The sequence below is a fragment of the Ornithinimicrobium carbonis genome, assembly GCF_977012275.1.
This window is the reverse complement of record NZ_OZ348993.1, coordinates 779,917-805,229: the sequence shown is the minus strand read 5'-3', so window position 1 is coordinate 805,229 and position 25,313 is coordinate 779,917. Positions and strand designations below refer to the sequence as shown.

The following is a 25,313-nucleotide window of genomic DNA, read 5'->3' as shown; positions in this document are numbered from 1 at the left end:
ATCGGCCCCCGGGGGTGGTCCGACCGTGGCTAGGCTGGGCCCATGATCGACATCCGCGACCTGCGCGCCGACCCGGACCGTGCGCGTGCCTCCCAGACCGCGCGGGGCGAGGACCCCGGCGCGGTCGACGCCGCGCTCGCCGCCGACGAGCGGCACCGCTCCGCGCTGGCGGCCTTCGAGTCCGCTCGCGCGGAGCAGAAGAGCTTCGGCAAGCAGGTGGCCCAGGCCAAGGGGGAGGAGAAGCAGGCGCTGGTCGCCCGGGCCCAGGAGCTGTCCGCCCGGGTCAAGCAGCTGCAGGCCGAGGCCGACGAGGCCGCCACCGAGCGCGCGACCCAGATGCGGCGGATCGGCAACCTCATCATCGACGGTGTCCCCGCCGGCGGGGAGGACGACTTCGTCGTGCTGGAGGAGGTCGGCGCTCCGCGGGACTTCTCCGCCGAGGGCTTCGAGCCGCGCGACCACCTCGAGCTCGGGGAGGCGCTGCGCGCCATCGACACCGCCCGGGGGGCCAAGGTCTCCGGCGCCCGGTTCTACTTCCTCCTCGGGATCGGCGCCCGGCTCGAGCACGCCCTCATGGGCCTGGCCCAGCAGATCACCCAGGAGGAGGGCTTCGTCCCCGTCGTGCCGCCGACCCTCGTGCGCCCGGCGACGATGGACGGGGCCGGCTTCCTGGACGCGCACGCCGACGAGGTCTACCGGCTCGAGGCCGACGACCTCTACCTCACCGGCACCTCCGAGGTGGCGCTCGCGGGCCTGCACGCCGACGAGATCGTCGACCTGTCCGACGGGCCGCTGCGGTATGCCGCCACCTCCACCTGCTACCGGCGTGAGGCAGGGTCCTACGGCAAGGACACCCGCGGCATCTTCCGGGTGCACCAGTTCACCAAGACCGAGATGTTCGTCCACTGCCGCCCCGAGGACGCCGTGGCCGAGCATGCCAACCTGCTGCGGATCGAGCGGCGCATCCTCGACGCCCTCGAGCTGCCCTACCGGGTCATCGACGTCGCCGCCGGCGACCTCGGCGGGGCGGCCGCGCGCAAGTACGACTGCGAGGCGTGGATCCCCACCCAGGGCCGCTACCGCGAGCTGACGTCGACGTCCAACTGCACGACCTTCCAGGCCCGGCGGCTGGCGATCCGTGAGCGCGACCCCCAGGGCGGCGGCACCCGGACCGTGGCCACGCTCAACGGCACCGCACTGACGAGCACCCGCCCGATCATCGCCCTCCTGGAGAACCACCAGCAGGCCGACGGGTCCGTGCACGTCCCGGAGGCGCTGCGCCCCTTCCTTTCAGGTATGGAATCGCTCACCCCCGCGGGGGACTGACCTCGGGCAGGGCCTCCCACTCGGCCCAGGACAGCTCGCGGCCGGGGTAGCGCACCCGGTCGAAGGGCCACCGCGCGGCCAGCCAGACCGGGACCGCCTCGTCCAGCGCGGCCTCGGCGGGCGTGCCGACCAGGTCGTCGACGACCCACCAGGAGACGTCGGCGTCGGCGCCGACCTTCTCCGGCGGGTCCACGTAGACGCAGCCCAGCAGCGCCGACTCCGCCTCGTCGGGGAAGAGGGCGTAGTTGAACGACCGGTGCTCGGCGATCTCGCGCTCGTGCCGCGCCAGGTCCTCGCGGTCCTGCTCGAGCGTCATGGTCGCCGGGGGCCAGCCCCAGACCTGCCCGTACATCTCCCACAGGCGCTCGCGCGACCCCATGACGGCGGGATGGTCGATCTCGACGTCGGCGGCGCGGATCGGCCGGAGGTGGTGGCCGGTCCGCAGGTCCAGCCGGTCAGGGTGCCGCCAGTCGTCCGGGAGCCAGTCCATGGGTCCAGCGTGCCCCCGGACCGGCAGGAGGGCCAGGGCTCGACCCGCTTCTGGTCCGTGCGTCTCCGACCCGCGGCGGAGGCCCGGCCCGGTGGGGTCTCCGCCGTGCGGCCGAGGCGGAGGCGGGCGGCTGCGGCATACCCTGGCCGGATGATGCGGGTGGCCCGGTGGTTCGGCGTGGACGTGGAGTGGGAGCGGCCCTCTCCGGATCGACGCGCGGTCGTGCGGGACGTGTGGCTGGCGGTCCTGGCCCTCGTCGTGAGCGTCCTGGGTGCCGAGCTGCTGCGCAGCCTGGGCGCGTTCGAGGACGAGCGGCTGGGGGTGGGCTGGCAGTACGTAGGGATGGTCACCGCGGCCGCGCTCGTGGCGATCCGCCGCAGCCATCCCGTGCTGGTCACCGCCCTCGCCGGGGTGCACATGCTGGTCCTGGGACTGCTCGTGCCGATGACGATGAGCACCCTGCCGATGCAGGCGCTCTACTTCTTCCTCATCTTCTCCGGGGTGGCCTGGGCCAAGGACCGCCGGGCGCTGCTCGCGGCCGTCGGTCTCATGCTGACGCTCATGGCCGCCTGGCTGGCATGGACCTTCGCCCTGGGCCGGGGCCTGGAGCAGATGCTCAGCTCGTTCGGGTCCGAGACGGAACCGGGGGCGGGGTTGTTCACGCCGGTGACCGGCATGGTCGGCTACACCCTCCTCGTGAACGCGATCTTCTTCGGCGGGGCCATCGTCCTGGGGCAGGTCGCCTGGGAGGGTGCGCGACGCACCGCCCAGGTGGTGGAGCAGGCCAGCACGATCGCGGCCCAGGCCCGTCGGCTGCGCGACCAGGCGGTCGTCGCGGAGCGGCTGCGGATCGCCCGGGAGCTGCACGACGTCGTGGCCCACCACGTCTCGGTCATGGGGGTTCAGGCGGCGGCCGCCCGACGGGTGATGGGCAAGGACCCGGACGCCGCGGCGGCCTCGTTGTCCTCCGTCGAGCAGTCCTCCCGCGACGCCGTGTCCCAGATGCGGGGCCTGCTCGGCACGCTGCGCAGCGACGGGGAGGGTGACGGAACGGTCGGCGTCGGGGACGCCGGGGGGAGTGCCGGTGGCGGGAGCGCCGGAGAGGGGGGTGTCGGAGGCGGGAGCGCCGGTGAGCCGGCGGCGGGCGGCCCCGGGACGGCGGCCGAGGACCGCACCCCCCAGCCCACGCTGGCCGACCTTCCCGAGCTGGCCCGGCGCGCGAGCACCCCCACCTGCGAGGTCGTCGTCGACGTGGTCGAGGCTGCGGACGGCGCGGCGGCGCGGGTCGCGCCCCCGCTGCAGCTCACCGCCTACCGGGTGGTGCAGGAGGCGCTGGCCAACGTGCACCGGCATTCCACGGCGCGCTCGGCCCGGGCCGTGGTGCGGGTCGACGAGGCCGCGGGATGCCTGGAGGTCGAGGTCGTCGACGACGGGACGGCCCGCGGAGGCACCGCCGGCACCGGCCTGGGCCTGATGGGGATGCGGGAGCGGGCCTCCCACCTCGGTGGCCGGGTCGAGGCAGGCCCGCGCCGCGGACGGCCCGGCTGGCGGGTGTTCGTGCGGGTCCCGCTCTCCGGGACCCCCGGGCCGGACGGGCCGGGGTGCGCCGTTCCGGCAGGCGGGCGGACCGGGGACGAGAGGACCGGGGCCGTGCGGGCCGAGGCTGGGCAGAGCCTCGTCGCGAGGGCCGAGGGTGCGGGAGACGACGCTGCTCCGGCCGGGGCGGTGCGGACCGTGGCCGTCCGGACCGGGTCCGGTCGGGCCGGGGCCGTCCGGTGAGCGTCCGCGTGCTGCTGGTCGACGACCAGCCCCTGCTGCTGCAGGGCTTCTCGATGATCCTGTCCGTCGAGGACGACCTGGAGGTCGTCGGGCAGGCGACCGACGGCGAGCGGGCGGTGGCCGCCGTCGCCGAGCTGGAGCCGGACGTGGTCCTCATGGACGTGCAGATGCCGCGGCTCGACGGCATCGAGGCCACCCGCCGGATCGTGGCCGACCATCCGGGGGTGCGGGTGGTCATCCTCACCACCTTCGACCGGGACGACTACCTCTTCGACGCGCTCACGGCCGGGGCGAGCGGCTTCCTGCTCAAGAACGCCGACCCCGACGACCTCGTCGACGCCGTCCGGGCGGCCGCGCACGGGCACGCGCTGCTGGCCCCGGAGGTGACCCGGCGGGTCATCGAGCGCAGCACCGGGAACGGCGCGGGGGAGGCCGCCGGGGGTGCCCCGGGCGGGCCGTCCGCGGCGGGGGACGGCGCCCCGGCGGCGCGCGACGCCATACCCCTTCCGTCGTTGACCCAGCGCGAGCGGGAGGTGCTCGTCCTCGTCGCGCGGGGGCTCTCGAACGCCGAGATCGCCCGCGAGGCCTACGTCAGCGAGGCGACCGTGAAGACGCACGTGTCCAACGTGCTCGCCAAGCTCGGGGTGCGCGACCGGGTGCAGGCGGTCGTGGCCGCCTACGAGGCGGGGCTGGTCGCACCGGGGGCCTGACCAGCTCCCCAGGAGGGAACCGTGCGGCGGGGCTGGTCGCGCCGGGGCCCCGACCCCCTCCCAGGAGGGAGCCGCGACCAGGGGGTGCGACCCCGGACGGACGCGGATCTCGCCCGCACGGGCGATGTGCAGGGGCCGGAGCCGGACTAGCGTCGAGCAGGACACGACGACACGGGACGACCGGGCCACGCCGCCCGGACCCCGACCACAGGAGGGCGGACGAGTGCTCGAGCTCAGGGGACTGACCCGGCGGTACGGCGACGTGCTGGCCGTCGACGAGGTGGGCTTCACCGTGCCGCGCGGCGCGATGGTCGGCTTCGTCGGCGGCAACGGTGCCGGCAAGACCACGACGATGCGGATGGTCATGGGGGTGCTGGCCCCGACCGCGGGGGAGGTGAGCTGGCAGGGCCGTCCGGTCACCGCCGCCGACCGGGCCCGGTTCGGTTACATGCCGGAGGAGCGGGGCCTGTACCCCAAGCAGCCGGTGCTGCCCCAGCTGACCTACCTGGGCCAGCTGCACGGGATGAGCGCCCCGGCCGCCCGGGAGCGCTCCCGCGAGCTGCTGGAGCGGTTCGGCCTCGGGGAGCGGGTCAAGGACAAGCTGGAGACCCTCTCGCTGGGCAACCAGCAGCGGGCCCAGATCATCGCCTCGGTGCTGGGCGACCCGACCCTGCTCGTCCTCGACGAGCCGTTCTCCGGCCTGGACCCCTCCGCGGTGGACCAGATGAGCGAGCTGCTGCGCGAGCACACCGCGCGGGGGGTGCCGGTGCTCTTCAGCTCCCACCAGCTCGAGCTGGTCGACCGGCTCTGCGACTCCATCGTCGTGCTGCACCAGGGACGGGTGGTCGCGCACGGCTCCGCGGAGCAGCTGCGGGCCGGCGCCCCGCTGCGCTACCGGCTCACCATGTCCGGCGACACGGGCTGGGTGCGGGGCGTGCCCGGGGTCGAGGTCCTCGACGTCGACGGGCCGTCGGCCGTGCTCGCCCCGGCCGACGAGCAGGTCGCCGAACGGCTCCTCGTCGACGCCGTCGCCCGCGGCGGCGTGCGCGAGTTCGCCCGCATCGTCCCGACCCTGTCCGAGATCTACCGGGAGGTGGCCTCCGTATGAGCACCACGCAGACGACCAGCAGCACGCTCGGCACGGACCCGGCCGGCACCCCCGCCGGTGCCGGTGCCGCCGGGAGGTCCCCGGCGGCCGACGCCGGGCGGGCGACGCGCCGCGCACCCTGGACCCTCGTGGCCGCCCGCGAGGTGCAGGTGCGGCTCACCGACCGGACCTTCCTGCTGTCGACGGTCTTCACCGTCGTGCTCATCCTCGGCGCGATGGTCGTGCCGGCCCTCTTCGCCGGCGGCGGGACCGACTACCGGGTCGCCACCTCCGGTCCCGGGGCCACCTCCGTCGTGGAGCGGGTGGACCCCGCGGCCATGGGCGCGCTGTCCTTCGACGGCGAGGAGCCGACGGTCGCGGCCGAGGAGGTCGCGGACCGGGCGGCGGCCGAGGAGGCCGTCCTGGCGGGCGACGTGGACATGGCGCTGGTCGGCGCCCCGGGGGAGTGGGAGGTGCTCGTCGACGGCGGGCCCCCGTCCTCGCTCATGAGCGCGGTGTCCGACGTCGTGCGCACCGACGCCCTGGCCGCCAACGCGGAGGCGGCCGGGACCAGCGTGACCGAGCTGACCGCCGGCACCGAGGTCCGGCTGACCGACCTGGCCGAGGCCACCGACGACGAGGGCATGTCGGAGCAGGTGAGCTTCCTGCTCGGCTTCGGCTTCGCCTTCCTCTTCTACATGGCGGCGATCATGTTCGGCATGCAGATCGCCAGCTCGGTGGTCGAGGAGAAGCAGTCGCGGATCGTGGAGATCCTGGCCGCGGCGATCCCGGTCCGCCAGCTGCTCATGGGCAAGGTCGCCGGCAACACCCTGCTGGCGTTCGGGCAGATGGCCCTGCTGGTCGCCACCGCCCTCGTGGGGCTGACCTTCACCGACCTCGACGTGGCGCTGCCCGGGCTGGCGGAGGCGATCGGCTGGTACCTGCCCTTCTTCCTCCTCGGCTTCGTGGCCCTGGCCTGCATCTGGGCCGCGGCGGGGGCGCTGGCCTCCCGGACCGAGGACCTGCAGTCCACGACGATGCCGCTGACGATGGTCCTCGTGGTCGCCTTCATCGCCGCCCTGAACCTGCAGGGGGTATGGCGTGAGGTCGCCTCCTTCGTGCCGCTCCTGTCGACCCTCCTGATGCCGCTGCGGATCCTGGAGGGGGACGCCGCCTGGTGGGAGCCGGTCCTCGCGCTCGTGCTCGTGGCCCTGTTCTGCCTGGTGACCATCCTCGTGGGGACCCGGCTCTACCAGCGGGCCCTGCTGCACACCTCGGGCAGCCTCAGCTGGCGCAAGGCGCTGCGGCTCTCGGAGTGAGCGCCGGCGGCCCGCTGCCGTCGGGCCGCGTTAGGGTGCCAGGGTGAGCAGCCCCGAGCCCGCCGGCACCACGGCCGAGCCCCGTCACCCCGTCCGTGACCAGCGGCTGCTCGTCGGCCTGGACGTCGACGGGACCGTCCTGCACCACGACGGGACGCTCTCGCCCCGCGTGGTGGAGGTGGTCCGCCGCCTGGACGCGCTGGAGCACGTCGAGGTGGTCATCGCCACCGGCCGGTCGGTCGTGGCCACCCTGCCGGTGATGGAGCAGCTGGGCCTGCTCACCGAGGGGCGGCTGACGGTCTGCTCCAACGGAGCCGTCACGGTCGAGGTCGACCTGGGGTCGGAGCGCGGCTTCCGCCTCGTCGACGTCGTCACCTTCGACCCGGCCCCCGCGGTCTCCCTCGTCCGGCGCGAGCTGCCCGGGGCCCTCATCGCGGTGGAGGACATCGGCGTCGGCTTCAAGGTCAGCACCCCCTTCCCCGACGGGGAGCTGTGGGGCGACGAGACGGTCGTGCCGCTGGAGGAGCTGCTGGCCGAGCCGGTCACCCGCGTCACCTTCCGCGACCCCAGCTCCACCTCCGAGGAGTTCAGCGAGCTCGTCGAGCGGATGGGCCTGCACGGGGTCAGCTACGCCGTCGGCTGGAGCGCCTGGCTGGACCTGGCGCCCGAGGGCGTGTCCAAGGCCTCGGCCCTGGAGCAGGTCCGCCGTCACCTGCACGTCGAGCCCTACCGCACGGTCGCCGTCGGCGACCAGCGCAACGACTGCGAGATGCTCGTCTGGGCCGCGTGCAGCTATGCCATGGGCCAGGGCCCGCCGGAGGTCCTGGCGGCCGCCGACCGCGTCACCGGTCCCGTCGAGGAGGACGGCCTGGTGGACGCGCTCGAGGAGGTCCTGGCCGAGCTTGCCTGATCCTCTGGTCATCACCTCGCCCGCCAACCCCCGGGTCAAGGCGCTCGCCGGCCTGCGCCGCCGCCGCACCCGGGACGCGGAGCGGCGCACGCTCGTCGAGGGCTACGAGGAGCTCGACCTCGCGCTGTCGGCCGGGGTCGTGCCCGAGGCGCTCTACGTCTGCCCCGAGCTCATGGGGGACCGGGCGCGGGCCTCCGACGTGCTGGAGCGTGCGGGTCGCCTGGGGACCGAGCTGGTGGAGCTGTCCCGCGCGGCCTTCGAGAAGGCTGCCTACCGCGAGGGGCCGGACGGCTTCCTGGCCGTCGTGCCCACCGTGGACCGCCGCTGCGCCGACCTGGACCTGCCGGCGGACCCGCTGGTCCTGGTGTGCCAGTCGGTGGAGAAGCCGGGCAACCTGGGGGCGATGCTGCGCACGGCCGACGCCGCCGGGGTGGACGCGGTGGTCGCGGCCGACCCGGTGACGGACTGGGGCAACCCGAACACCGTGCGGGCCTCCAAGGGGACGGTCTTCGCGGTGCCCGTCGCCTCGGACAACACGGCGACCACGCTCGCCTGGCTGCGCGCGCACGGCATACCCCTCGTCGCCGCCACCCCGGACACCGAGACGGAGCACACCGCGGTCGACTGGACCGGGGCGGTGGCCGTGGCGGTGGGCACCGAGAAGGAGGGGCTGACCCGGGAGGTCCTGGACGCCGCCGACCACCGGGTCCGGATCCCGATGGTCGGGCGGGCCGACTCGCTCAACGTCTCGACGTCGGCCGCGATCCTGCTGTACGAGGCCGTCCGCCAACGGCGGGACCGGGGCGGCTCCTGACCGTCCTGTGGCGTGTGCCACGATGACGACATGCGCATCGACCACGTGAGCTACGCCGCCGGTCCTGAGGGTCTGCAGGAGACGGCGGAACGGTTGGGGGAGCAGCTCGGGGTCTCGCCGGTCGACGGTGGGGTCCACCCGCGGTTCGGCACCCGCAACGTCATCCTGCCGCTGGCGGAGCAGCGCTACCTCGAGGTCGTCGCCTGCCTGGACCACCCGGCCTCGGACAAGGCGCCGTTCGGCCAGGCCGTCAAGGCACGGTCCGCCCGCGGCGGCGGCTGGATGGCGTGGGTCGTCGCGGTCGACGACCTCGGTCCGGTCGAGGAGCGGCTGGGCCGTGGTTCGGTCGAGGGCAACCGGCACACCCCCCAGGGCATTGACCTGCGCTGGCGCCAGATCGGCGTCAAGAACGTCATCGACAACGGCAACCTGCCGTTCTTCGTCCGGTGGGAGTCGCCGGCGCAGGACCACCCGAGCCAGCTCGCCGAGTCTCGCGCCCGGCTGGCCGGTCTGACGATCGGCGGCGAGCCGCCGATCGTCCGCGCCTGGCTCGGGCTGGGCGACGCCCCGGAGGGGGCCTTCGAGTCGCAGGTGGAGTTCGGCTTCGTCGAGGACGACGCCTGCCCGTGCCTCTACGAGGTCACCTTCGAGACGCCCGAGGGACGCGTCGTCGTCTGAGGCCGCCGCCCGGCCGCGCCGGTGAAGGTTTCGGCGCTGGATGGCCGCGACGGCAGGATGTGGGGTTGTGCGTCGTAGGGCCGGCTGGTGGGCTGGCAGGGCTGGCCAGTACCGGCGCCCACTACTCCTGTGCAGTCGCCTGCGGCCCCTGGCGGGGCCTCGATCGACTGCACGGACGACAGAGTGGCTGCGTCGGTGGTTCCAGGCCGCTGATCGGCGGGCCCCCGGGCACGTGAGTCTCGGCCCGCCATCCGTCGGCGGCCCGGGCACGTGCCGTTCGGCCGCGCAGTCGCCCGTGGCCCCTGGCGGGGCATCGATCGACTGCACGAATCGCGAAGGGTCCGTCGCGCCCGGGCGGCGGGCAGGTCAGCCCTTGCCGTAGCCCCGCAGCCGCAGGCTGTTGAGGACCACGAGCACCGACGACATCGCCATCGCACCGCCGGCGATCATCGGGGTGAGCATCCCGAACGCGGCCAGCGGGATCGCCAGGGTGTTGTAGCCGAACGCCCAGACAAGGTTCTCCTTGATGATGCGCAGCGTCTTGCGGGACAGGCCGATCGCGTCGGCGACCGCCTCGACGTCGGAGCGCATGAGCACGATGTCGGCCGACTCGGCGGCCACGTCGGTGCCCGATCCCATGGCCATGCCCAGGTCCGCCTGGGCGAGGGCCGCGGCGTCGTTGACCCCGTCGCCGACCATCGCCACGACCCGGCCCCGTTCCTGGAGGGCCTTGACGTGCGCGAACTTGTCCTGCGGCAGCACCCCGGCGTCGACGTTGCCCTCGTCGATGCCGACCTCGCGGGCGATCGCGCGCGCGGTGTGCTCGTTGTCCCCGGTCAGCAGGTATGGCGTGAGGCCCAGCTCGCGCAGGCGCTCCACCGCGGCGGCGCTCGTCGGGCGAGGGGTGTCGGTGACGGTGAGGGCCGCGCGGGCCACGCCGCCCCAGCCGACGAGGACGGTGGTCCCGGTACCGGCGTCGAGCGCGGCCCGCAGCTCGGCGGGCACCTCCTCGAAGAGGTCCGCCTTGCCGACGGTGACCTGCGTGTCCTTGATGGTCGCGCGGGCACCCTGGCCGGGCAGACTGGTGAAGGCGGTCGTGGGCACGACGTCGACGCCCCGCTCCCGGGCGCCCTCGACGATCGCCCGGGCGACCGGGTGCTCGCTGCCGGACTCGACGGCGGCCGCGGCCTTGAGCGCCGCCTCCTCGGAGAGCGCGCCGGTGGTGACGATGTCGCCCAGGACGGGCTCGCCGGTGGTCAGCGTGCCGGTCTTGTCGAGCACGACGGTGTCCACCCGGCGGGTGGACTCCAGGATCTGCGGGCCCTTGATGAGGATGCCCATCTCGGCGCCGCGGCCGGTCCCGGTGAGCAGGGCGGTGGGCGTGGCCAGACCCAGGGCGCAGGGGCAGGCGATGATCAGCACGGCCACGGCGGGCGCCAGCGCCCCGGCGACGGAGCCGCCGACGACCAGCCAGACCAGGAAGGTCAGCGCGGCCAGGACCAGAACGACGGGGACGAACACGGCCGAGATCCGGTCGGCGAGGCGCTGCACCGGGGCCTTGCCGGTCTGGGCCTGCTCGACGAGCTCGGTGATCCTGGCCAGGGTGGTCTCCCGACCGACGCGGGTGGCCTCGACGACCAGCCGCCCGTGCCCGTTGACGGTGGCTCCGGTGACCTCGTCACCGGTCGCCACCTCCACCGGCATCGACTCGCCGGTGACCATGCTGGCGTCCACGGTGCTCGCCCCGTCGACGACCCGGCCGTCGGTGGCGATCTTCTCGCCGGGACGGACGACGAAGCGCATCCCCTCGGTGAGGTCCTCGACCGGGATGCGGGACTCGGTCCAGGCACCGCTGCCGGCCTCATGACGCAGGACGGCCACGTCCTTGGCGCCCAGCTCCATGAGCGAGGCCAGGGCCGAGCGCCCCTGGGCCTTGGCCCGCGCCTCGATGTACCGGCCGACGAGCAGGAACGCCGTGACGACCGCGACGACCTCGAAGTAGAGGTCGTGGGTGAAGCCCGTGAACAGCGCGACGACGGACCATCCCATCGCCGCGGTGGTCCCCACCGAGACGAGGGTGTCCATGGTCGAGGAGAGGTGGCGCGCGTTGATCGCGGCGGCGCGGTGGAAGGGGTAGGCCGCCCAGAGGTAGACCGGCAGGGTCAGCACGAACTGCAACCAGTGCCCCGTCGTGCCCAGCGACTCCCGGACGGGCGGCACCATGTGCAGGACGGCCACGACGGCGGCGAGGACGCTGGCGGTGATCATCCGCGCCCGCAGGGAGTCCTTGCTGACGACGTCGTGGGTCATCGCCGGGGCCCGCACACCGCGCTCGTCCTCCAGCGGGGTGGCGCCGTAGCCGGTCTTCTCGACCGTGGCGACGATGTCGGCGACCGACAGCGCCGAGGGGAAGCTGATGCTCGCCTTCTCCGTGGCCAGGTTGACGCTGGCCTCGACGCCGTCGAGCTTGTTCAGCTTGCGCTCGATGCGCGACGAGCACGAGGCGCAGGTCATCCCGGTGATCGCCAGGTCGACGTGCTGGGCGGCGGTGTCGGTGGTGGGCTTCGTGCTGGTGCTCATGGCTCCTGCTCGGGAGGGGTGCGGGGTGGTGCCGGTGGGCCGGTCTGATGCGGCCGGCCCGGGTGCGGCCCGGGTCGACCGGACGCCCGGTGGCGGGCGCCCGGTCGGGTCGACGGGCGACTCAGACGGAGGCGGTGTAGCCGGCCTCCTCGACGGCCGCGCGGGCCGCCGGGAGGTCGAGCGGGCCGTCGGACTCGACGAAGACGTCCGTGTCGCCGCCCTTGACGAGGTCCTCGATCCGGACGTCGAGGACGCCGTCGACCTCCTTGAGCTCCTCGGTGACCGAGGAGACGCAGTGGCCGCAGGTCATGCCGCTGACGACGATCTTGGTGGTCTGGTTCTGGACGGGGGTGTCGGGGCTGGTCATGGGCTGCTCCTTCGTCGGTGGGTGATGGGGTCAGCTGCGCACGAGGCGGGCGATCGCGTCGGACGCCTCGCGGACCTTGGCCTGCCCGGCCTCGTCGGACTCCTTGGCCGCGTCGACGACGCAATGGCCGATGTGGTCCTCCAGCAGGCCGAGACTGACCGCCTGGAGGGCCTTGGTCACCGCGCTCACCTGGGTGAGCACGTCGATGCAGTAGGTGTCCTCCTCGACCATACGGGCGATGCCGCGGACCTGTCCCTCGATGCGGCGCAGCCGCTTGAGGTAGTCGTCCTTCGATCCGGTGTATCCGTGCACAGCCATGCCAACAGCATACCCCTCTGGGGTATTCCGTCAGGACGTCAGCAGCGACCGCGAGCCCAGCAGGCGCTCCGGCGTCAGCCGGATCACCACCCGCCGCGGGTTGACCCGGGGCGGCCGGTAGCGGCTGGCGTACAGCTCCTCCGCCAGGGCCACCGCCTCGGGGTCGCGCTCGACGACCGCCCGGCCGGCGATGCTCAGCCAGCGCCTCCCGTCGACCTGGGCGACGGTGGCGCGCGCGTCGCGCTCGACGTTGCGCACCTTCTGGCTCCCGTCGCTGGTGATGACGCGCACGACGCCGTCCCAGCAGGTGAACCCGACGGCGACGACGTGGATGAGGCCGCCCGGGCCGAACGTCGAGAGCGTCGCCAGGTGCCGCTCGGCGAGGAAGGTGGCGCCCGGCTCCCCGAGCCCGTCCAGGGTCGTGGTCACGGTGCGAACTCGCAGAAGCTCTCGTAGTGGTCGTCGGTGTAGTACCAGACCTCCGGGTCGGCCGCACCGCCGCCGGTGACGATCCGTCGGGCGCCGCGGTGGTCCAGTCCGGGCGTCTCCACCGTGTACTCGCGGTAGTAGCCGCGCGACTCGTCGGGCAGGAAGCCCTCGAAGTTGCCGAACGTCGACCCGTCCTTGCCTGGATAGGAGAAGGGGCCGCCGTCCTCGACGTCGTCGGCCACCTCGTCGAGCTCGTCGGGCAGCACGTCGTCCCAGCACGCGTCGATGCCGTCCCAGTCGCGGGTGTCCACCCCCCGCGGCTCGTCCGCACCCGCGGCGTCGCCGCCGTCGCCCGCCGTGCCGTCGCCCGACGCGCCGACGGGGGACTCGTCCTCGGCGTCCGCGTCGAACGGCGCGAACCCGTCGTCCGCCGTTCCCTCGTCCGGCTCCCCGGGCGTGCCGTCCTCGACAGGAGTCTGGCCCTGGTCCTGCGTCGTGGGGCCGGGCCGGGGGGCGTCGGCGCCGGGGCCCTCCCCGGCCCCGCCCTGGCCGAGCATCAGCCAGACGAGCAGCAGGACGACCAGCACCAGCAGCACGGCCGCCACCGGCCGGCTCAGCCTCACCGGTCCCCTCCTGCGTCCCTGTCCCGGCCGCGCTCGGGCCCGACGTCCGACCCGGCCGGCGGCCTGCCGATCCTCGCCTCGCCGAAGGCCACCACCGTCAGGGCGTCGACGTCGTCGAGGATCTCCCCGAGGATCCACCAGCCCCGACCGTCCGCACAGGCCAGCCGCTCGGCGTCCTTCCACAGCAGCGCGACCATCCGGCCGTCCCAGATCTGGTGCAGGTCGCGCAGGGTGTCGGCCATCGCGTCCAGGTTGCGCTCCGCGGGGGACGGCAGCCGCAGGGCGGCGGCCAGCTCCGCCTGGGTCCTGCGCAGGTCGGCGTCCACGGGCGTGGTCGCCTCGACCACGGCATACCCCGCGTCGGCCAGGTGCGTGCGCACCCCGTCGAGACGCTCGGCGGGCACGAGGATCATGCGTCCGCCAGGTGCTCGACGAGCTCGGCCGCCAGGCCGGTGTAGGTGGCCGGGGTCAGCGCGACGAGCCGCTCCTCCTCCTCGGCGGGCAGGCCCAGCCCCCGGACGAACTCCACCAGCTCGGCCTGACCGATGCGACGGCCGCGGGTCAGCTCCTTGAGCCGCTCGTAGGGGTTGGTCATCCCCTCGACCCCGCGCGCGGCGAGCGCCCGCATGACGGACTGGACCGGTTCGGCGAGCACCTCCCAGTTGGCGTCGAGGTCGCGGGCCATCGCCTCCGGCACCGCGTCCAGACCCGCGAGCCCGCGCGAGACGTTGTCCAGCGCGAGCAGGCCGTGCCCCAGCGCGGTGCCGATGTTGCGCTGCATCGAGGAGTCGGTGAGGTCGCGCTGAAGGCGGCTGGTCACCAGCGTGGTCGCGAGCACGTCGAGCAGGGCGTTGGACACCTCGAGGTTGGCCTCGGCGTTCTCGAACCGGATCGGGTTGACCTTGTGCGGCATCGTGCTGGACCCGACGGTGCCCTGGCCGCGGACCTGGGCGAAGTAACCCATCGAGATGTAGGTCCATGCGTCGGTCGCCAGGTTGTGCAGGATCCGGTTGAACCGGGCCACGTCGGCGTAGAGCTCGGCCTGCCAGTCATGGCTCTCGATCTGCGTGGTCAGCGGGTTCCAGGTCAGCCCCAGGTGCTGGACGAAGGTGCGGCTGACCTGCTGCCAGTCGGCGTCGGGCACCGCCACGACGTGCGCGCCGTAGGTGCCGGTGGCCCCGTTGAGCTTGCCCAGGTATGCCGCTCCCTCCACCCGGCGCAGCTGGCGCCTGAGGCGCCAGGCAAGGACCGCCAGCTCCTTGCCCATCGTCGTGGGGGTGGCCGGCTGGCCGTGGGTGTGGGCCAGCAGGGGGACGTCCGCGAGCTCCCGCGCCATCGTGGACAGCTGGTCGACGAGCGCCGTCGCGCGGGGCAGCCAGACCTGGGTGACCGCCCCCTGCACCATGAGGGCGTAGGAGGTGTTGTTGACGTCCTCGCTGGTGCAGGCGAAGTGGACCAGCTCGCCGAACGCGTCGGCCCGTGAGGTGTCGTCGCCGTCGCTGCGGGCCAGGATCTGCGTCAGGCGACGGCGCAGGAAGTACTCGACGGCCTTGACGTCGTGGACGGTCTCGGCCTCGATCGCCCGCAGCTCCTCGATCGCGGCGGCGTCGAAACCGGTGACGACGGCCCGCAGGGCCGCCTGCTCCTCGTCGCTCAGCGACGGGGCCCCCGGGACGACCTGCTGCCCGACGAGGTGGAGGAGCCACTCGACCTCGACGTGCAGCCGGGCCCGGTTGAGCGCGGCCTCGGAGAGGTGGTCGACGAGGGGGGCGACCGCGCCGCGGTAGCGGCCGTCGAGGGCCCCCAGCGCGATCGGCGGGGTCAGCTCGGACAGGGGCGTGCGGGCGGCAGGCAGCGGCATGGGCCCATCTTCTCAGCCCGACGGACTGGGGTGGTGCAGCCTGGTCGTGACGGGCTCTACCGTCCGGTCGTCCGGTCGTCAGGTCGTCAGGCCGTGAGGCCGTGAGGCCGTCAGGCCGGGCAGCCGTCCGGTCGTCAGGCCGGTTCGGTCACTGCTTGGCGTCCGGGTCGATGTCGTCGGCGCGCAGGTAGTCGTCGGTCACCCGGTCCCGGTGCTCGCGGGCCACCCTGGTCGCCTCGTCCGCCTCGTCCTGCATCCGCCGGGCGCGCTGCTCGGCGTCCTGGGCCTTCTCCCGGAGCTCACGGGCGCGGTCCTCGGCGCCGGCCACGTAGGTCTCCCCGCCCTGGGCGCGCTCGCGCAGGTGGGAGGCCTCGGTGCGGGCCTGCTCCTGCTTCTTGCGGCGGGAGATGAAGAACCACGCCAGGAGCGCGGCCAGCACCACCAGCCCCAGGACGATCCACCAGATCGGGTCGATGTCGGACATGGCGCTCACGCTAGTGGACCGGACGCCCCCCGTCCTGCGCAGCAGCGAGGAGCCGGTCACCACCCGGGCGGACCTGCGGCCAGTCGCGCGCCGGACCGACCGGGCGGTGGCTGACGGCGACGACGGTGGCCGCGGCGCCCACCTGCCTGTCCAGGCCGGTGAGCGCCCGCTCGGCGGTGGCGTCGTCCAGGTGCGCCGTCGGCTCGTCCAGCAGCACGAGCGGACGGTCGGCCAGCAGGGCCCGCGCCATCGACAGCCGGGCGCGCTCGCCGCCCGACAGCCCGGTCAGCGGGGTGTCCAGGCCCTGGGGGAGGGTGGAGAACCAGTGGCCCAGGTCGACGGTGCGCAGCGCCGTCCTCATCGCCGCATCGTCGACGTGAGGGGCGGCGAGCGCGAGGTTGGCCCGGACGCTGCCGGCGAAGGCGTGCGGCTCGTCGTCCACGAGCGCGATCCGGGAGCGGGTCTGCTCGAGGTCGAGGTCCAGCAGGTCGGTCCCGGCCACCGTCGCCCGACCGACCTCCGGGTCGAGGTGGCGGGCCAGCACGGCCAGAGCGGTCGACTTCCCGGTGCCGTTGGGGCCGGTCAGGCTCATCCGCTCCCCGGCGGGCAGATCGAGGTCGGTCGGCGGCAGGTCCAGCCGGACGTGCACGCCGGGGGCCGTGGCCTCGGCGGCCACGCCGGGCGCCGGAACGCCGCACTCGTGCCCGGCACGGGCGACATGCGCCGGCCAGCGCGCCCCCACGCCGTCCCACCGCACCTCCGTCGGTGCACCGGCCGGCAGCCGCTCCCGTCCCCGCCCGGCGACGGCGGGCTCCTGGTCCAGCACCCGGTCCAACCGGGCGGCGGCCGCCCGGGCCCGGGCCCGGGCTCCGGCCACGTCGGCGAGCCCTACCCAGGCGTCGGCCAGGGCCATCGGGACCAGGGCGACGAGCGCGGCGTACGGGCCGCTCAGGTCACCGCCGGAGTGCGCGGCGGTGACGAGCACCGCGACCGCCGCGGTGGTCCCGGCCACGACGAGCCACAGGGCCGCCATCGTCCCGCCCCGGGCGGCCGCCAACCTGCTCTCGGCCCGCAGCTGGTCGCGCTCGCCGTCCACCACCGGGAGGAGCAGACGGGTCCGGTCGGCGTGCAGCCCCGTCGTGGCCTGCACCTGCAGCAGCCGCGAGACCAGTGCGGTCACGGTGTGCCGCACCCGACCACGTGCCGCGACGACGGACCCCTGCGCGGCCCGCTCAGCGGCATACCCGGTCGCACCCACGCCGAGGACGAGCAGCCCGCCGAGGGTGACCACCAGCCCAGCCACGGGCAGGTGCCACCCGGCGACGAGGGCGCCCACGACGGTGGCGATCACGGTCGACCAGGCCGGCACCGTCACCCGGACCTGCTCGTCGACGACGTCGTCCAGGTCGCGCACGACCGCGGTGAGCAGCTCACCCCGGCTCCTCCGCCCCAGCCGGGCGGGGGTCAGCGGCACGAGCCGCGCGAACACCTCCGCCCGCCGGTCGGCCAGGTCGGCCAGCGCCACGTCGTGGGACAGGACCCGCTCGGCGTAGCGCAGCACCGGCCGCGCCAGCCCGAACGCCCGCACCCCCACGATGGCGACCATGAGGGTGAGCACGACCGGCTGCGTCGAGGCCTGCACGATGAGCCACCCGGACGTGGCCGTCAGTGCCACGCCGGCCCCGACCGACAGGCCGCCGAGGAGGCAGGCGGCGGCCAGGCCGGCGCGGCCCCGGGGTGCCCTCAGCAGGGGTATGCGGTCGTGGTCGTCGGCGGGCCCGTCCGCCGAGGCGCTCCCTGCGTCGGGGACGGGCAGGGTGCGGTCCGTCGAGGTGCTGCCGGACCGGTCACGGGCGGTCCGGGCTCCCCGGGCGGTCGCGGCGACCGGTGCGGCCCGGGTGGTGTGCAGCCTGGGTGCCGTCCCCCGGTCCTCGAGGGGTGCGGGCTCCAGGTGCCAGTGGTCGTCCGCCAGGGCCACGAGGTCGGGGTCGTGGGTGACCGCGACCACCCGCCGGTGCGCGGCGAGGTCGAGCACGACCCCGTGCAGCAGGGGCACGGAGCCGGCGGCGACGTTGGCGGTCGGCTCATCGAGCAGGACGAGGGGCCCGTCGGACAGCAGCGCCCGGGCCAGCGCCAGCCGGGCGCGCTGGCCGGCGGAGAGGCCGAAGCCGTCCTCGCCCAGGTCGGTGTTGAGCCCGTCGCGGTCCGCGAGGTCGTCCCAGAGACCGACCCGGCGAAGGGCGTCGACGAGGGCGTCGTCGGTGACCCCGTCCCGGTCGTCGACGCGGGGACCGGCCTGGAGCCCGGACGGCCCGGACGTCGGCAGGCCGGGCGCCACGAGCAGCAGGTTGTCACGCACGGTGCCCGGCAGCAGGACCGGCCGCTGGCTCGCCAGGTGGGCGCGGGGGGCGGTGACCGAGCCCGCGGTGGGGACCCGCAGGCCGGCCAGCAGCTCCAGCACGGTCGTCTTGCCGGCCCCCGACGGTCCGGTGAGCGCGGTCAGGCCGGGTGCGACCGTGGTGGACAGGTCCACATCCACCAGCGTGCGGCTGCGGCCCCGGTGGGCGTAGGACAGCGCGTGCAGCCCCACGCGCTCGGCCGGGCCCTGCTCCTGCGTGCCCCCGGTGCCCTCCTGCTGCGCGTCGGTCTCCCGCCCGTTCTCGGCCGGTGCAGCGTCGACCTCCCGCCCGTCCTCGGCCGGTGCGGGGTCGACGTCCAGCACCCCGTCGGCAGCCAGCTCGGCGAGCGCGGTCGACCCGTCGGCGGCGTTGTGGAACTCGGCACCGACCCGGCGCACGGGCCAGTAGGCCTCGGGGGCCAGCAGGATGGCCACGAGGCCGACGCTGAGGTCCATCGCGCCGTAGGCCAGCCGCAGCCCCACCGCCACGGCGACGAGCGCGACCGAGATCGTGGCCAGCAGCTCCAGGGCCGCGGTGGACAGGAACGCGGTCCGCAGCGTCGCCGTCGTGGCGGCACGGTGCCGTTCACCGACCTCGCGCACCACCGCGACCTGGTGGCGGGCCCGGCTGTAGGCCACCAGCGTGGGCAGTCCCCGGACCACGTCGAGGAAGTGCCCGGCCAGCTGGGCCATCGCCCCCCACCGTCGCTCGGTCTGCTCCTGGGTGTGCTGACCCACGAGCGCGGCGAAGACCGGCAGGAGCGGCAGGGTGAGCACGACGATGAGCGCGCTCCACACGTCCACGACGGCCAGCACGACGACGGCCAGCACCGGCACGACCGCTGCGGTGACCAGCGCGGGCAGGTAGCGGGCGACGTAGGGCTCCAGGGCCGACACCCCGTCGGTGGCCCGCGTCAGCGCCACGTCCGTCGGCGGACGCTCCTCCTCGGGGCGGGCCGACCAGCGGCGCAGCACGGCGAGGCGCACCTGGCCGGACACCCGCTGCCCGGCCCGGCGCGCGACATACTCCCCGGCCCCGGCCAGCGCCCCGCGGAGGATGAGCAGCGCGACCAGGCCCGCGAGGACCGGTCCGAGGGGCCCGCCCCCGACCACCTGCGCGACGAGCAGGGCCAGGACGACCGCCTGCGCGACCGCGGTGACCCCACCCAGCACGCCGAGCACCGACAGCAGCGCCACCGGTCCGCGCGTGGCGGGGAGGGCCCGCAGCAGGCGGGGGTCGAAGGGGCGCGCGGACCGGCCCCTCGGGTCGTCGCTGCGGCGGCTCACCGCCGCCCGGCCACCGTGGGCCGGGTCTCCCCGGTGACGGCGGCGTGGTGGACGTCGGTCGGGATGTGGTGCCCCGAGATCCGTCTGCGGAAGGTCCAGTAGGTCCACGACTGGTAGAGCAGCACGATCGGGGTGAAGATCACCGCGACGACGGTCATGATGCCCAGCGTCTTCTGGCTGGAGGAGGCGTTCTCCACCGTCAGCGACCACGCGGGGTCGAGGCTGGAGGGCATGACGTCGGGGAACAGCGCCAGGAACAGCGAGACCGTCGCCAGCGCGATCGCGCCGAAGGTCCCGGCGAAGGCCCAGCCCTCGCGGCCGCGCCAGGCCATGAGCAGCGCGGCGACGAGGGCCGCCGCGGCCAGCGCCGCGGCCACCCAGGACAGCAGGCCGCCGGTGCGGGCGTGCACCAGGCCCAGCCAGACCACCGCGAGGACGGCGGAGACGACGCCGACCCTCAGACCCAGGGCCCGGGCGTCGTGGCGCAGCCGGCCGTCGGTCTTCAGCGCCACGAACAGCGCGCCGTGGGTGACGAAGAGGGTCAGCGTGACCAGGCCGCCGAGCAGGGCGAGCGGGTTGAGCAGGTTGAAGAAGCCCCCGACGTACTCCATGTCCTGGTCGATCGGAACGCCGACGACGATGTTGGTGAACGCCACGCCCCACAGCAGCGCCGGCAGGAACGAGCCGACGACGATCATCGCGTCCATCCGGGCGCGCCAGCTGGTCGAGTCGACCTTGCCGCGGTACTCCAGGCCGATCCCGCGCACGATGAGCGCGACGAGGATGAGCAGCAGAGGCAGGTAGAAGCCGGAGAACAGGGTGGCGTACCAGTGCGGGAACGCGGCGAACGTCGCGCCGCCGGCGGTGAGCAGCCACACCTCGTTGCCGTCCCAGAACGGGCCGATCGAGGACAGCATCTGCCGGCGCCGGGTCTCGCCGGTGTGCCGGACCGCGTCGGTGCCCGTGCCGGACGTCTCGTCCCGACCGAGGACCGGCAGCAGGGTGCCCACGCCGTAGTCGAACCCCTCCAGGACGAAGTAGCCGACCCACAGCACGGCGATGAGGATGAACCAGACGGTGGTGAGTTCCATGATCCGTTTCCTTGGGTATGCCGTGTTCTCAGTAGGTGAAGACGTAGGCGTCGTCGTCGGACCGGTCCCGCGGGTCGTAGGACGCGTCCTCGGGGACCTGCTCGGCGCCGGCCCGGCCGTAGCGCAGGATCAGGGCGACCTCGACGACCGCCAGCGCGCCGTAGAGCAGGGTGAAGACGAGCATCGAGGTGAGCACCTCGCCGGTCGTGGTCCCGGGGGAGACCCCGGTCTGGGTGGTCATCAGGCCCATGACCAGCCACGGCTGGCGGCCCATCTCGGTGAAGATCCAGCCGAAGCTGTTCGCCAGCAGCGGCATGAACAGCACCAGTGCCCCGGCCCAGCCCCACCAGGGGGAGGTGAGGCGGTGTCCGTGCTCGCCGTCGCGGGCGCGCAGCCGCCACAGCACCGCGGCGCCGACCGCCATCCCGGCGAAGCCCAGGCCCATCATCAGCCGGAAGGACCAGTAGGTCACCGGGATGAGCGGGCGGTAGTCCTCGACCTCGGTCAGCTCGCTGCCGGCGTAGGTCTGCTCGTAGCGCTCCTGGATGTGGTCGATCCCCTCGACCGCGCCCTCCAGGTCGCCGGTGGCCAGGTAGGACAGCAGCTTGGGCACGGTGAGCGCCCAGACCTCCTCGGTCCCGTCGAGCGTGCCCACGGTGATGATCGAGAAGGGGGCGCCCTCACCCTCGGGGACGTCCTCGTAGAGTCCCTCGGCGGCCGCCATCTTCATCGGCTGCACCTCGGTCATGATCTTGCCCTGCACGTCGCCGGTGCCGACGACGGCCACGCCGGCGACCAGGAGGGCCCAGGCGCCCAGGCGCGCGGCCCTGCGGTACATCGGCAGGTCGCCGCCGGGGGTCTGGCTGCGCCACAGGTGCCACAGCGCGAAGGCCAGCACGAACGCACCTCCGGTCATGTAGGCCGCGGCGACCACGTGCGGGAAGGTCACCAGCTGCACCGGGTTGGTCAGCACGGCCAGGAAGTCGGTCAGCTCGGCGCGGCCGGTGTCGGGGTTGATCCAGTAGCCGACCGGGTTCTGCATGAACGAGTTGGCCGCGAGGATGAAGTAGGCCGACAGCACGGTGCCGACGTGCACCAGCCACATGAACGAGGCGTGCAGCTTCTCCGGGATCCGTCCCCACCCGAAGATCCACAGGCCCAGGAAGGTCGACTCGAGGAAGAACGCCAGCAGCGCCTCGATCGCCAGCGGTGCTCCGAAGATGTCGCCGACGAAGCGGGAGTAGTCCGACCAGTTCATCCCGAACTGGAACTCCTGGACGATGCCGGTGACCAGGCCGAGCGCGAAGTTGATCGTGAACAGCTTGCCGAAGAACTTGGTCAGCCGCAGCCACTGCGGGTTGCGGGTGCGCATCCACTGCGTCTGCATGATCGCCACGAGCAGGCTCAGCCCGATCGTGATCGGCACGAAGAAGAAGTGGTAGACGGTGGTGATCCCGAACTGCCACCGTGCAAGGTCCAGTGCGTCCATGGCCTCTCCCTGACGGAACCGGCGCCCCCGGGGCGCGGCGTGCGGACGGCCCGCTGGGTGCGGGCACGTACTACCTACGGTCGTAACCTACTCCGCCGTCAGGGCCGGGAGAGGGAATTTAGAGGAACTGTGACGCACCAGACACCGTGGGGTCGCTCACAGGGGGGGGCCCTGCCGTCACCGTCGCCCTCACCGTCGGCCGGGCGTCGATGCAGCGAGACGCTGCGCGATCGGCGGACATATCACCCGATCTGTGACAGGTCTGCTGCCTGGACGTGCGGGCCGGGCGTCGCCGCCGGCTGCGGCGGGTGGCTCAGCCGGCGACGGCCAGGAGGGCCAGCGCCGGCGGCAGCAGCAGCACCACGAGCGAGGCGGTGATCAGGCCGGTGCGCATCCCGCGCGGCCGGGGAGGCGCCGCCAGGGCCCGGACCCGGACCGCGACCTGACCGGACCCGACGGCCGGGCCCGGGTCGACCAGGTATGCGGTGCCCGCACCCGCGCCGAGGGGTTCGCCCGTGCGCCCGGGGGCGTCCCCGGCCGGCACGGCCATCGCCACGAGCGCCCTGGCGAGGGCCGTCGGGCCGGTGGACCGGGCCGCGGTGCGGTCGGCCAGCATCTCGGCCAGCAGGTGGACCTCCCCGAGCGCGCGGTCGGCCCGGACCCGGGCGGGCACGGCCTCGTGCAGCACGGTGAACAGCTCCAGGAGCAGGTCGTGGCGCTGGGTCAGGTGGGCGAGCTCGTGGGAGAGGACGGCTCCCAGCTGGTCGTCGTCCAGCCGGTCGACGGCGGCGCTGCTCAGCACGATGCGGTCGTCGCGACCGGGTAGGCAGTAGGCGGTCGGGCTGGCATGGGCCACGACGGCGACCGGGTGGCGTCGCGGCACGTGCGGGCCCGACGGCCGGTGCGCGGCGCCCGCCCGGTCCACCCCCGTCGGGGTGCCGTCGACGCCCGGGCCCAGCCGGTCCCCGACGAGGTCGACCAGCTCACGGTGGCGGGCACGCCGCCGGCGCAGGTCGGTGCCGACCCGGTGGCCCGACCAGAGCAGCCGGGCGAGCATCAGGCCGGACAGGACGACCGCCGCGGCCAGCAGCCACGGGCGGTCGGTCGGCAGGACGAGCGCGGCGACCGGGGCCGCGAGCAGCGCGCTGGCCACGCCGGCCAGGCTGACCGCCTGCCACAGGAGCAGGGCCGGTCCCGGCGCCGCCCGCAGGCCGGTGCGGCCGGCGAGCAGGTGGGGGGCGACGAGGGTCAGCAGGAGGGCGCCGAGGATCAGCGCTGCGGTGACGACGACCCCCGTCACGGCGTCAGGTGTGGCGGCGCTCGACCTCGGCGAGGGCGGCCCGCAGGTCGTCCAGCTCGGCCGGGGAGGCGTCGTCCAGGAAGTGCATCATCGCCAGCGTGCGGTCGGCCTGGACGTTCTCCAGCGTCGAGCGCAGCGCCGTCGCGGCGAGCGCCTCGCGCGAGGAGGCGGCGGTGTAGCGCCACGCCCGCCCGTCCCGGGTGCGCTGCGCCAGGCCCTTCTTGGCCAGCCGGTCCAGGACGGTCATGATCGTGGTGTAGGCCAGCTCCTTGGTGCCCTCCATCCGCTCCATGACGTCGCGGACGGTGAGGTCGGGGCCGTGGGTCCACAGGGCGTCCATGACGACGCGCTCCAGGTCTCCCAGGGCAGCTTGACGACGAGGCATGGGTCCAGTCTACGACGGCGCGTCGGCTTTGACCCTACCCGGCGGGGTATCCCTGCGGGTTGGCCTGCTGCCACCGCCAGGTGTCGGCGCACATGTCCGCGACCGTCCGGGTCGCCCGCCAGCCCAGCTCGCGCTCGGCGAGGGAGGGGTCGGCGTAGGAGGAGGCGACGTCGCCCGGTCGGCGGTCGACCACCTCGTAGGGCACGGACCGCCCGCTGGCCTGCTCGAACGCGTGCACCAGCTCCAGCACGGAGGTGCCGCGGCCGGTGCCCAGGTTCCACACGGACAGGGGCTGGTCGTGGGCGGCGATCCGCCCGAGCGCCGCGACGTGCCCGGCGGCCAGGTCCTCGACGTGGATGTAGTCGCGCACCCCGGTCCCGTCGACCGTGTCGTAGTCGTTCCCGAAGACGGCCAGGCTCTCCCGCCGGCCCACCGCCACCTGCGCGACGTAGGGCATCAGGTTGTTCGGCACGTCCGCCGGATCCTCGCCGATCCGCCCCGACGGGTGGGCGCCGACCGGGTTGAAGTAGCGCAGCAGCGCCACCCGCAGCCCGGGGTGGGCGGCGACGGCGTCCCGGAGGATCTGCTCGTTCATCACCTTGGTCCACCCGTAGGGGTTGGTCGCCGACGTCGGCAGGTCCTCGGTCATCGGCACGGGCGCGTCCGCGCCGTAGACGGTGGCCGAGGAGGAGAACACCAGGTGGGGTATGCCGTGACGCACCATCGCCTCGGCGACCGCGATCGTGGCGCCCAGGTTGTTCCGGTAGTAGTCCAGCGGTCGGGCCACGGACTCCCCGACGGCCTTGTAGGCCGCGAAGTGCACGACCGCCCCGAAGCCCGCGCCGTCGACGACCCGGTCGAGACCCTCGCGGTCGGTGACGTCGAGCCGGTGCACCTCGACGGGACGGCCGGCGAGCTCGGCGAGCCGGTCGACGACCGCCGGGCGGGCGTTCGAGAAGTCGTCGACCACGACGACCTCGTGCTCGGCCGCGAGCAGGTGCAGCACCGTGTGGGAGCCGATGTACCCGGCTCCGCCGGTGACCAGGACGCGCATGACCCCACCCTACGGGCGGGGGTGGTCCCCAGGCTGGCCGTCGTCAGCGCGGTAGGTCGCCTCGTCGAGCGGTGAGCCTGCGGGCTCGCCCGTCGGGTCGGCACCGCGCGTCTCGGGGCGTCCGAGTCGTCCGGCGTCATCGGGGTTCTGCTCCGCACCGGGGTGGCGGGGCGCCCCGGCCGAGGGCTCCGGCGTGGCCTGCTGCCCCACGGCCTCGGCCAGCGCGTCGAGGTAGTCGTCGACCGCCCTCTCCTCGTAGCCGCTGCGCAGTCCGGTGGTCCCCCGGAAGCGGGTCTCGGCGATCACCGGGGCGCGCCCGCCGGAGCGGACGGCGTCGAAGACGTCCTCGACCAGGGCGTCGACCTGCTCGGTGTCGTAGCCGCGCCGCATCCTCGTCATGGGAAGGTCCTCGGCCACGGGCAGCATGTCCTCGTGCACGCCCGGGGGGACCGCGGCCGTGGGGCGCTCGTCGGAGGGCAGCGGCTGCAGGTCTCCGGTGGTGTCCTCGGTGCTCATCCTCCGATGGTGCCACCC

At 74.2% G+C, this 25,313-nt stretch carries 24 protein-coding genes; 8 read left to right on the top strand and 16 right to left on the bottom strand.

Annotated features, from left to right (window positions below):
• The first annotated feature begins 42 nt into the window (after nucleotides 1-42).
• Nucleotides 43-1,326, top strand: coding sequence for a serine--tRNA ligase (gene serS / locus ACWHYA_RS03720; RefSeq protein WP_425943045.1), 1,284 nt, complete (start codon nucleotides 43-45; stop codon nucleotides 1,324-1,326).
• Here serS and ACWHYA_RS03715 read toward each other — a convergent pair.
• Nucleotides 1,307-1,816, bottom strand: a complete 510-nt coding sequence (locus tag ACWHYA_RS03715; RefSeq protein WP_425943046.1) for a hypothetical protein — start codon at nucleotides 1,814-1,816, stop codon at nucleotides 1,307-1,309. The two genes, serS and ACWHYA_RS03715, sit on opposite strands and share 20 nt — an antisense overlap.
• A 150-nt stretch (nucleotides 1,817-1,966) precedes the next feature.
• On the opposite strand from ACWHYA_RS03715, the gene ACWHYA_RS03710 reads away from it, so the two are divergent.
• From ACWHYA_RS03710 to ACWHYA_RS03680, 7 genes are all read left to right on the top strand, one after another.
• On the top strand, nucleotides 1,967-3,595 hold the full coding sequence (locus tag ACWHYA_RS03710; RefSeq protein WP_425943047.1) for a sensor histidine kinase: 1,629 nt from the start codon (nucleotides 1,967-1,969) through the stop codon (nucleotides 3,593-3,595).
• 53 nt (nucleotides 3,596-3,648) lie between these two features.
• Nucleotides 3,649-4,305, top strand: coding sequence for a response regulator (locus ACWHYA_RS03705; RefSeq protein WP_425943114.1), 657 nt, complete (start codon nucleotides 3,649-3,651; stop codon nucleotides 4,303-4,305).
• Nucleotides 4,306-4,528: 223 nt separating this feature from the next.
• Complete coding sequence (locus tag ACWHYA_RS03700; RefSeq protein ID WP_425943048.1) at nucleotides 4,529-5,413, top strand: ABC transporter ATP-binding protein; 885 nt, start codon at nucleotides 4,529-4,531, stop codon at nucleotides 5,411-5,413.
• Nucleotides 5,410-6,711, top strand: coding sequence for an ABC transporter permease (locus tag ACWHYA_RS03695; protein WP_425943049.1), 1,302 nt, complete (start codon nucleotides 5,410-5,412; stop codon nucleotides 6,709-6,711). Before ACWHYA_RS03700 ends, ACWHYA_RS03695 begins: the two co-directional genes overlap by 4 nt.
• 43 nt (nucleotides 6,712-6,754) lie before the next feature.
• Nucleotides 6,755-7,621: an HAD family hydrolase gene (locus ACWHYA_RS03690; RefSeq protein WP_425943050.1), complete on the top strand. Its 867-nt coding sequence runs from the start codon at nucleotides 6,755-6,757 to the stop codon at nucleotides 7,619-7,621.
• Nucleotides 7,614-8,435, top strand: coding sequence for a TrmH family RNA methyltransferase (locus tag ACWHYA_RS03685; RefSeq protein WP_425943051.1), 822 nt, complete (start codon nucleotides 7,614-7,616; stop codon nucleotides 8,433-8,435). The genes ACWHYA_RS03690 and ACWHYA_RS03685 overlap by 8 nt, the downstream gene beginning before the upstream one ends.
• Nucleotides 8,436-8,465: 30 nt before the next feature.
• Nucleotides 8,466-9,113, top strand: a complete 648-nt coding sequence (locus ACWHYA_RS03680) for a VOC family protein (RefSeq protein ID WP_425943052.1) — start codon at nucleotides 8,466-8,468, stop codon at nucleotides 9,111-9,113.
• Between the two features lie 366 nt (nucleotides 9,114-9,479).
• Here ACWHYA_RS03680 and ACWHYA_RS03675 read toward each other — a convergent pair whose 3' ends face one another.
• The 15 genes from ACWHYA_RS03675 to ACWHYA_RS03605 all read right to left on the bottom strand — a co-directional run bounded on the left by ACWHYA_RS03675 (nucleotide 9,480) and on the right by ACWHYA_RS03605 (nucleotide 25,295).
• Nucleotides 9,480-11,693, bottom strand: coding sequence for a heavy metal translocating P-type ATPase (locus ACWHYA_RS03675; protein ID WP_425943053.1), 2,214 nt, complete (start codon nucleotides 11,691-11,693; stop codon nucleotides 9,480-9,482).
• Nucleotides 11,694-11,814: 121 nt separating this feature from the next.
• Entirely contained in the window at nucleotides 11,815-12,060 is a 246-nt protein-coding gene (locus tag ACWHYA_RS03670) for a heavy-metal-associated domain-containing protein (protein WP_425943054.1), read from the bottom strand.
• Nucleotides 12,061-12,090: 30 nt separating this feature from the next.
• Nucleotides 12,091-12,372 carry a metal-sensitive transcriptional regulator gene (locus tag ACWHYA_RS03665; protein WP_425943115.1) on the bottom strand — a complete coding sequence of 94 codons (282 nt, stop codon included), beginning with the start codon at nucleotides 12,370-12,372 and terminating at the stop codon, nucleotides 12,091-12,093.
• A 36-nt stretch (nucleotides 12,373-12,408) separates the two neighbouring features.
• Nucleotides 12,409-12,807, bottom strand: a complete 399-nt coding sequence (locus ACWHYA_RS03660; protein ID WP_425943055.1) for a PPOX class F420-dependent oxidoreductase — start codon at nucleotides 12,805-12,807, stop codon at nucleotides 12,409-12,411.
• On the bottom strand, nucleotides 12,804-13,430 hold the full coding sequence (locus tag ACWHYA_RS03655) for a ribonuclease domain-containing protein (RefSeq protein WP_425943056.1): 627 nt from the start codon (nucleotides 13,428-13,430) through the stop codon (nucleotides 12,804-12,806). Before ACWHYA_RS03655 ends, ACWHYA_RS03660 begins: the two co-directional genes overlap by 4 nt.
• Nucleotides 13,427-13,843 carry a barstar family protein gene (locus tag ACWHYA_RS03650; protein ID WP_425943057.1) on the bottom strand — a complete coding sequence of 139 codons (417 nt, stop codon included), beginning with the start codon at nucleotides 13,841-13,843 and terminating at the stop codon, nucleotides 13,427-13,429. The genes ACWHYA_RS03655 and ACWHYA_RS03650 overlap by 4 nt, the downstream gene beginning before the upstream one ends.
• Nucleotides 13,840-15,291: an adenylosuccinate lyase gene (gene purB / locus ACWHYA_RS03645; protein ID WP_425943058.1), complete on the bottom strand. Its 1,452-nt coding sequence runs from the start codon at nucleotides 15,289-15,291 to the stop codon at nucleotides 13,840-13,842. Before purB ends, ACWHYA_RS03650 begins: the two co-directional genes overlap by 4 nt.
• Before the next feature lie 148 nt (nucleotides 15,292-15,439).
• Entirely contained in the window at nucleotides 15,440-15,775 is a 336-nt protein-coding gene (locus tag ACWHYA_RS03640; RefSeq protein WP_425943059.1) for an LPXTG cell wall anchor domain-containing protein, read from the bottom strand.
• Between the two features lie 10 nt (nucleotides 15,776-15,785).
• Nucleotides 15,786-19,460, bottom strand: a complete 3,675-nt coding sequence (cydC, locus tag ACWHYA_RS03635) for a thiol reductant ABC exporter subunit CydC (protein ID WP_425943060.1) — start codon at nucleotides 19,458-19,460, stop codon at nucleotides 15,786-15,788.
• Complete coding sequence (gene cydB, locus ACWHYA_RS03630; RefSeq protein ID WP_425943061.1) at nucleotides 19,457-20,551, bottom strand: cytochrome d ubiquinol oxidase subunit II; 1,095 nt, start codon at nucleotides 20,549-20,551, stop codon at nucleotides 19,457-19,459. Before cydB ends, cydC begins: the two co-directional genes overlap by 4 nt.
• A gap of 28 nt (nucleotides 20,552-20,579) precedes the next feature.
• The gene (locus tag ACWHYA_RS03625; protein WP_425943062.1) at nucleotides 20,580-22,040 is read right to left on the bottom strand and encodes a cytochrome ubiquinol oxidase subunit I; all 1,461 of its coding nucleotides are present in this window, start codon (nucleotides 22,038-22,040) and stop codon (nucleotides 20,580-20,582) included.
• 313 nt (nucleotides 22,041-22,353) lie between these two features.
• Entirely contained in the window at nucleotides 22,354-23,340 is a 987-nt protein-coding gene (locus tag ACWHYA_RS03620) for a M56 family metallopeptidase (protein WP_425943063.1), read from the bottom strand.
• Between the two features lie 4 nt (nucleotides 23,341-23,344).
• Complete coding sequence (locus ACWHYA_RS03615; protein ID WP_425943064.1) at nucleotides 23,345-23,725, bottom strand: BlaI/MecI/CopY family transcriptional regulator; 381 nt, start codon at nucleotides 23,723-23,725, stop codon at nucleotides 23,345-23,347.
• 34 nt (nucleotides 23,726-23,759) lie between these two features.
• The gene (gene galE / locus ACWHYA_RS03610; protein ID WP_425943065.1) at nucleotides 23,760-24,779 is read right to left on the bottom strand and encodes a UDP-glucose 4-epimerase GalE; all 1,020 of its coding nucleotides are present in this window, start codon (nucleotides 24,777-24,779) and stop codon (nucleotides 23,760-23,762) included.
• Between the two features lie 9 nt (nucleotides 24,780-24,788).
• A complete protein-coding gene (locus tag ACWHYA_RS03605; protein ID WP_425943066.1) occupies nucleotides 24,789-25,295 on the bottom strand; it encodes a hypothetical protein in 507 nt (168 codons plus the stop codon).
• Between the last annotated feature and the right edge of the window lie 18 nt (nucleotides 25,296-25,313).

Bases quoted from the DNA above. Each gene is read 5' to 3' on its own strand.
- ACWHYA_RS03605 (WP_425943066.1), bottom strand. From the start codon at position 25,295: ATGAGCACCGAGGACACCACCGGAGACCTGCAGCCGCTGCCCTCCGAC.
- purB (WP_425943058.1), bottom strand. From the start codon at position 15,291: ATGCCGCTGCCTGCCGCCCGCACGCCCCTGTCCGAGCTGACCCCGCCG.
- ACWHYA_RS03695 (WP_425943049.1), top strand. From the start codon at position 5,410: ATGAGCACCACGCAGACGACCAGCAGCACGCTCGGCACGGACCCGGCC.
- ACWHYA_RS03670 (WP_425943054.1), bottom strand. From the start codon at position 12,060: ATGACCAGCCCCGACACCCCCGTCCAGAACCAGACCACCAAGATCGTC.
- galE (WP_425943065.1), bottom strand. From the start codon at position 24,779: ATGCGCGTCCTGGTCACCGGCGGAGCCGGGTACATCGGCTCCCACACG.
- ACWHYA_RS03625 (WP_425943062.1), bottom strand. From the start codon at position 22,040: ATGGACGCACTGGACCTTGCACGGTGGCAGTTCGGGATCACCACCGTC.
- ACWHYA_RS03705 (WP_425943114.1), top strand. From the start codon at position 3,649: ATGATCCTGTCCGTCGAGGACGACCTGGAGGTCGTCGGGCAGGCGACC.
- ACWHYA_RS03710 (WP_425943047.1), top strand. From the start codon at position 1,967: ATGATGCGGGTGGCCCGGTGGTTCGGCGTGGACGTGGAGTGGGAGCGG.
- ACWHYA_RS03675 (WP_425943053.1), bottom strand. From the start codon at position 11,693: ATGAGCACCAGCACGAAGCCCACCACCGACACCGCCGCCCAGCACGTC.
- ACWHYA_RS03715 (WP_425943046.1), bottom strand. From the start codon at position 1,816: ATGGACTGGCTCCCGGACGACTGGCGGCACCCTGACCGGCTGGACCTG.
- ACWHYA_RS03680 (WP_425943052.1), top strand. From the start codon at position 8,466: ATGCGCATCGACCACGTGAGCTACGCCGCCGGTCCTGAGGGTCTGCAG.
- ACWHYA_RS03640 (WP_425943059.1), bottom strand. From the start codon at position 15,775: ATGTCCGACATCGACCCGATCTGGTGGATCGTCCTGGGGCTGGTGGTG.
- serS (WP_425943045.1), top strand. From the start codon at position 43: ATGATCGACATCCGCGACCTGCGCGCCGACCCGGACCGTGCGCGTGCC.
- ACWHYA_RS03650 (WP_425943057.1), bottom strand. From the start codon at position 13,843: ATGATCCTCGTGCCCGCCGAGCGTCTCGACGGGGTGCGCACGCACCTG.
- cydB (WP_425943061.1), bottom strand. From the start codon at position 20,551: ATGGAACTCACCACCGTCTGGTTCATCCTCATCGCCGTGCTGTGGGTC.
- ACWHYA_RS03615 (WP_425943064.1), bottom strand. From the start codon at position 23,725: ATGCCTCGTCGTCAAGCTGCCCTGGGAGACCTGGAGCGCGTCGTCATG.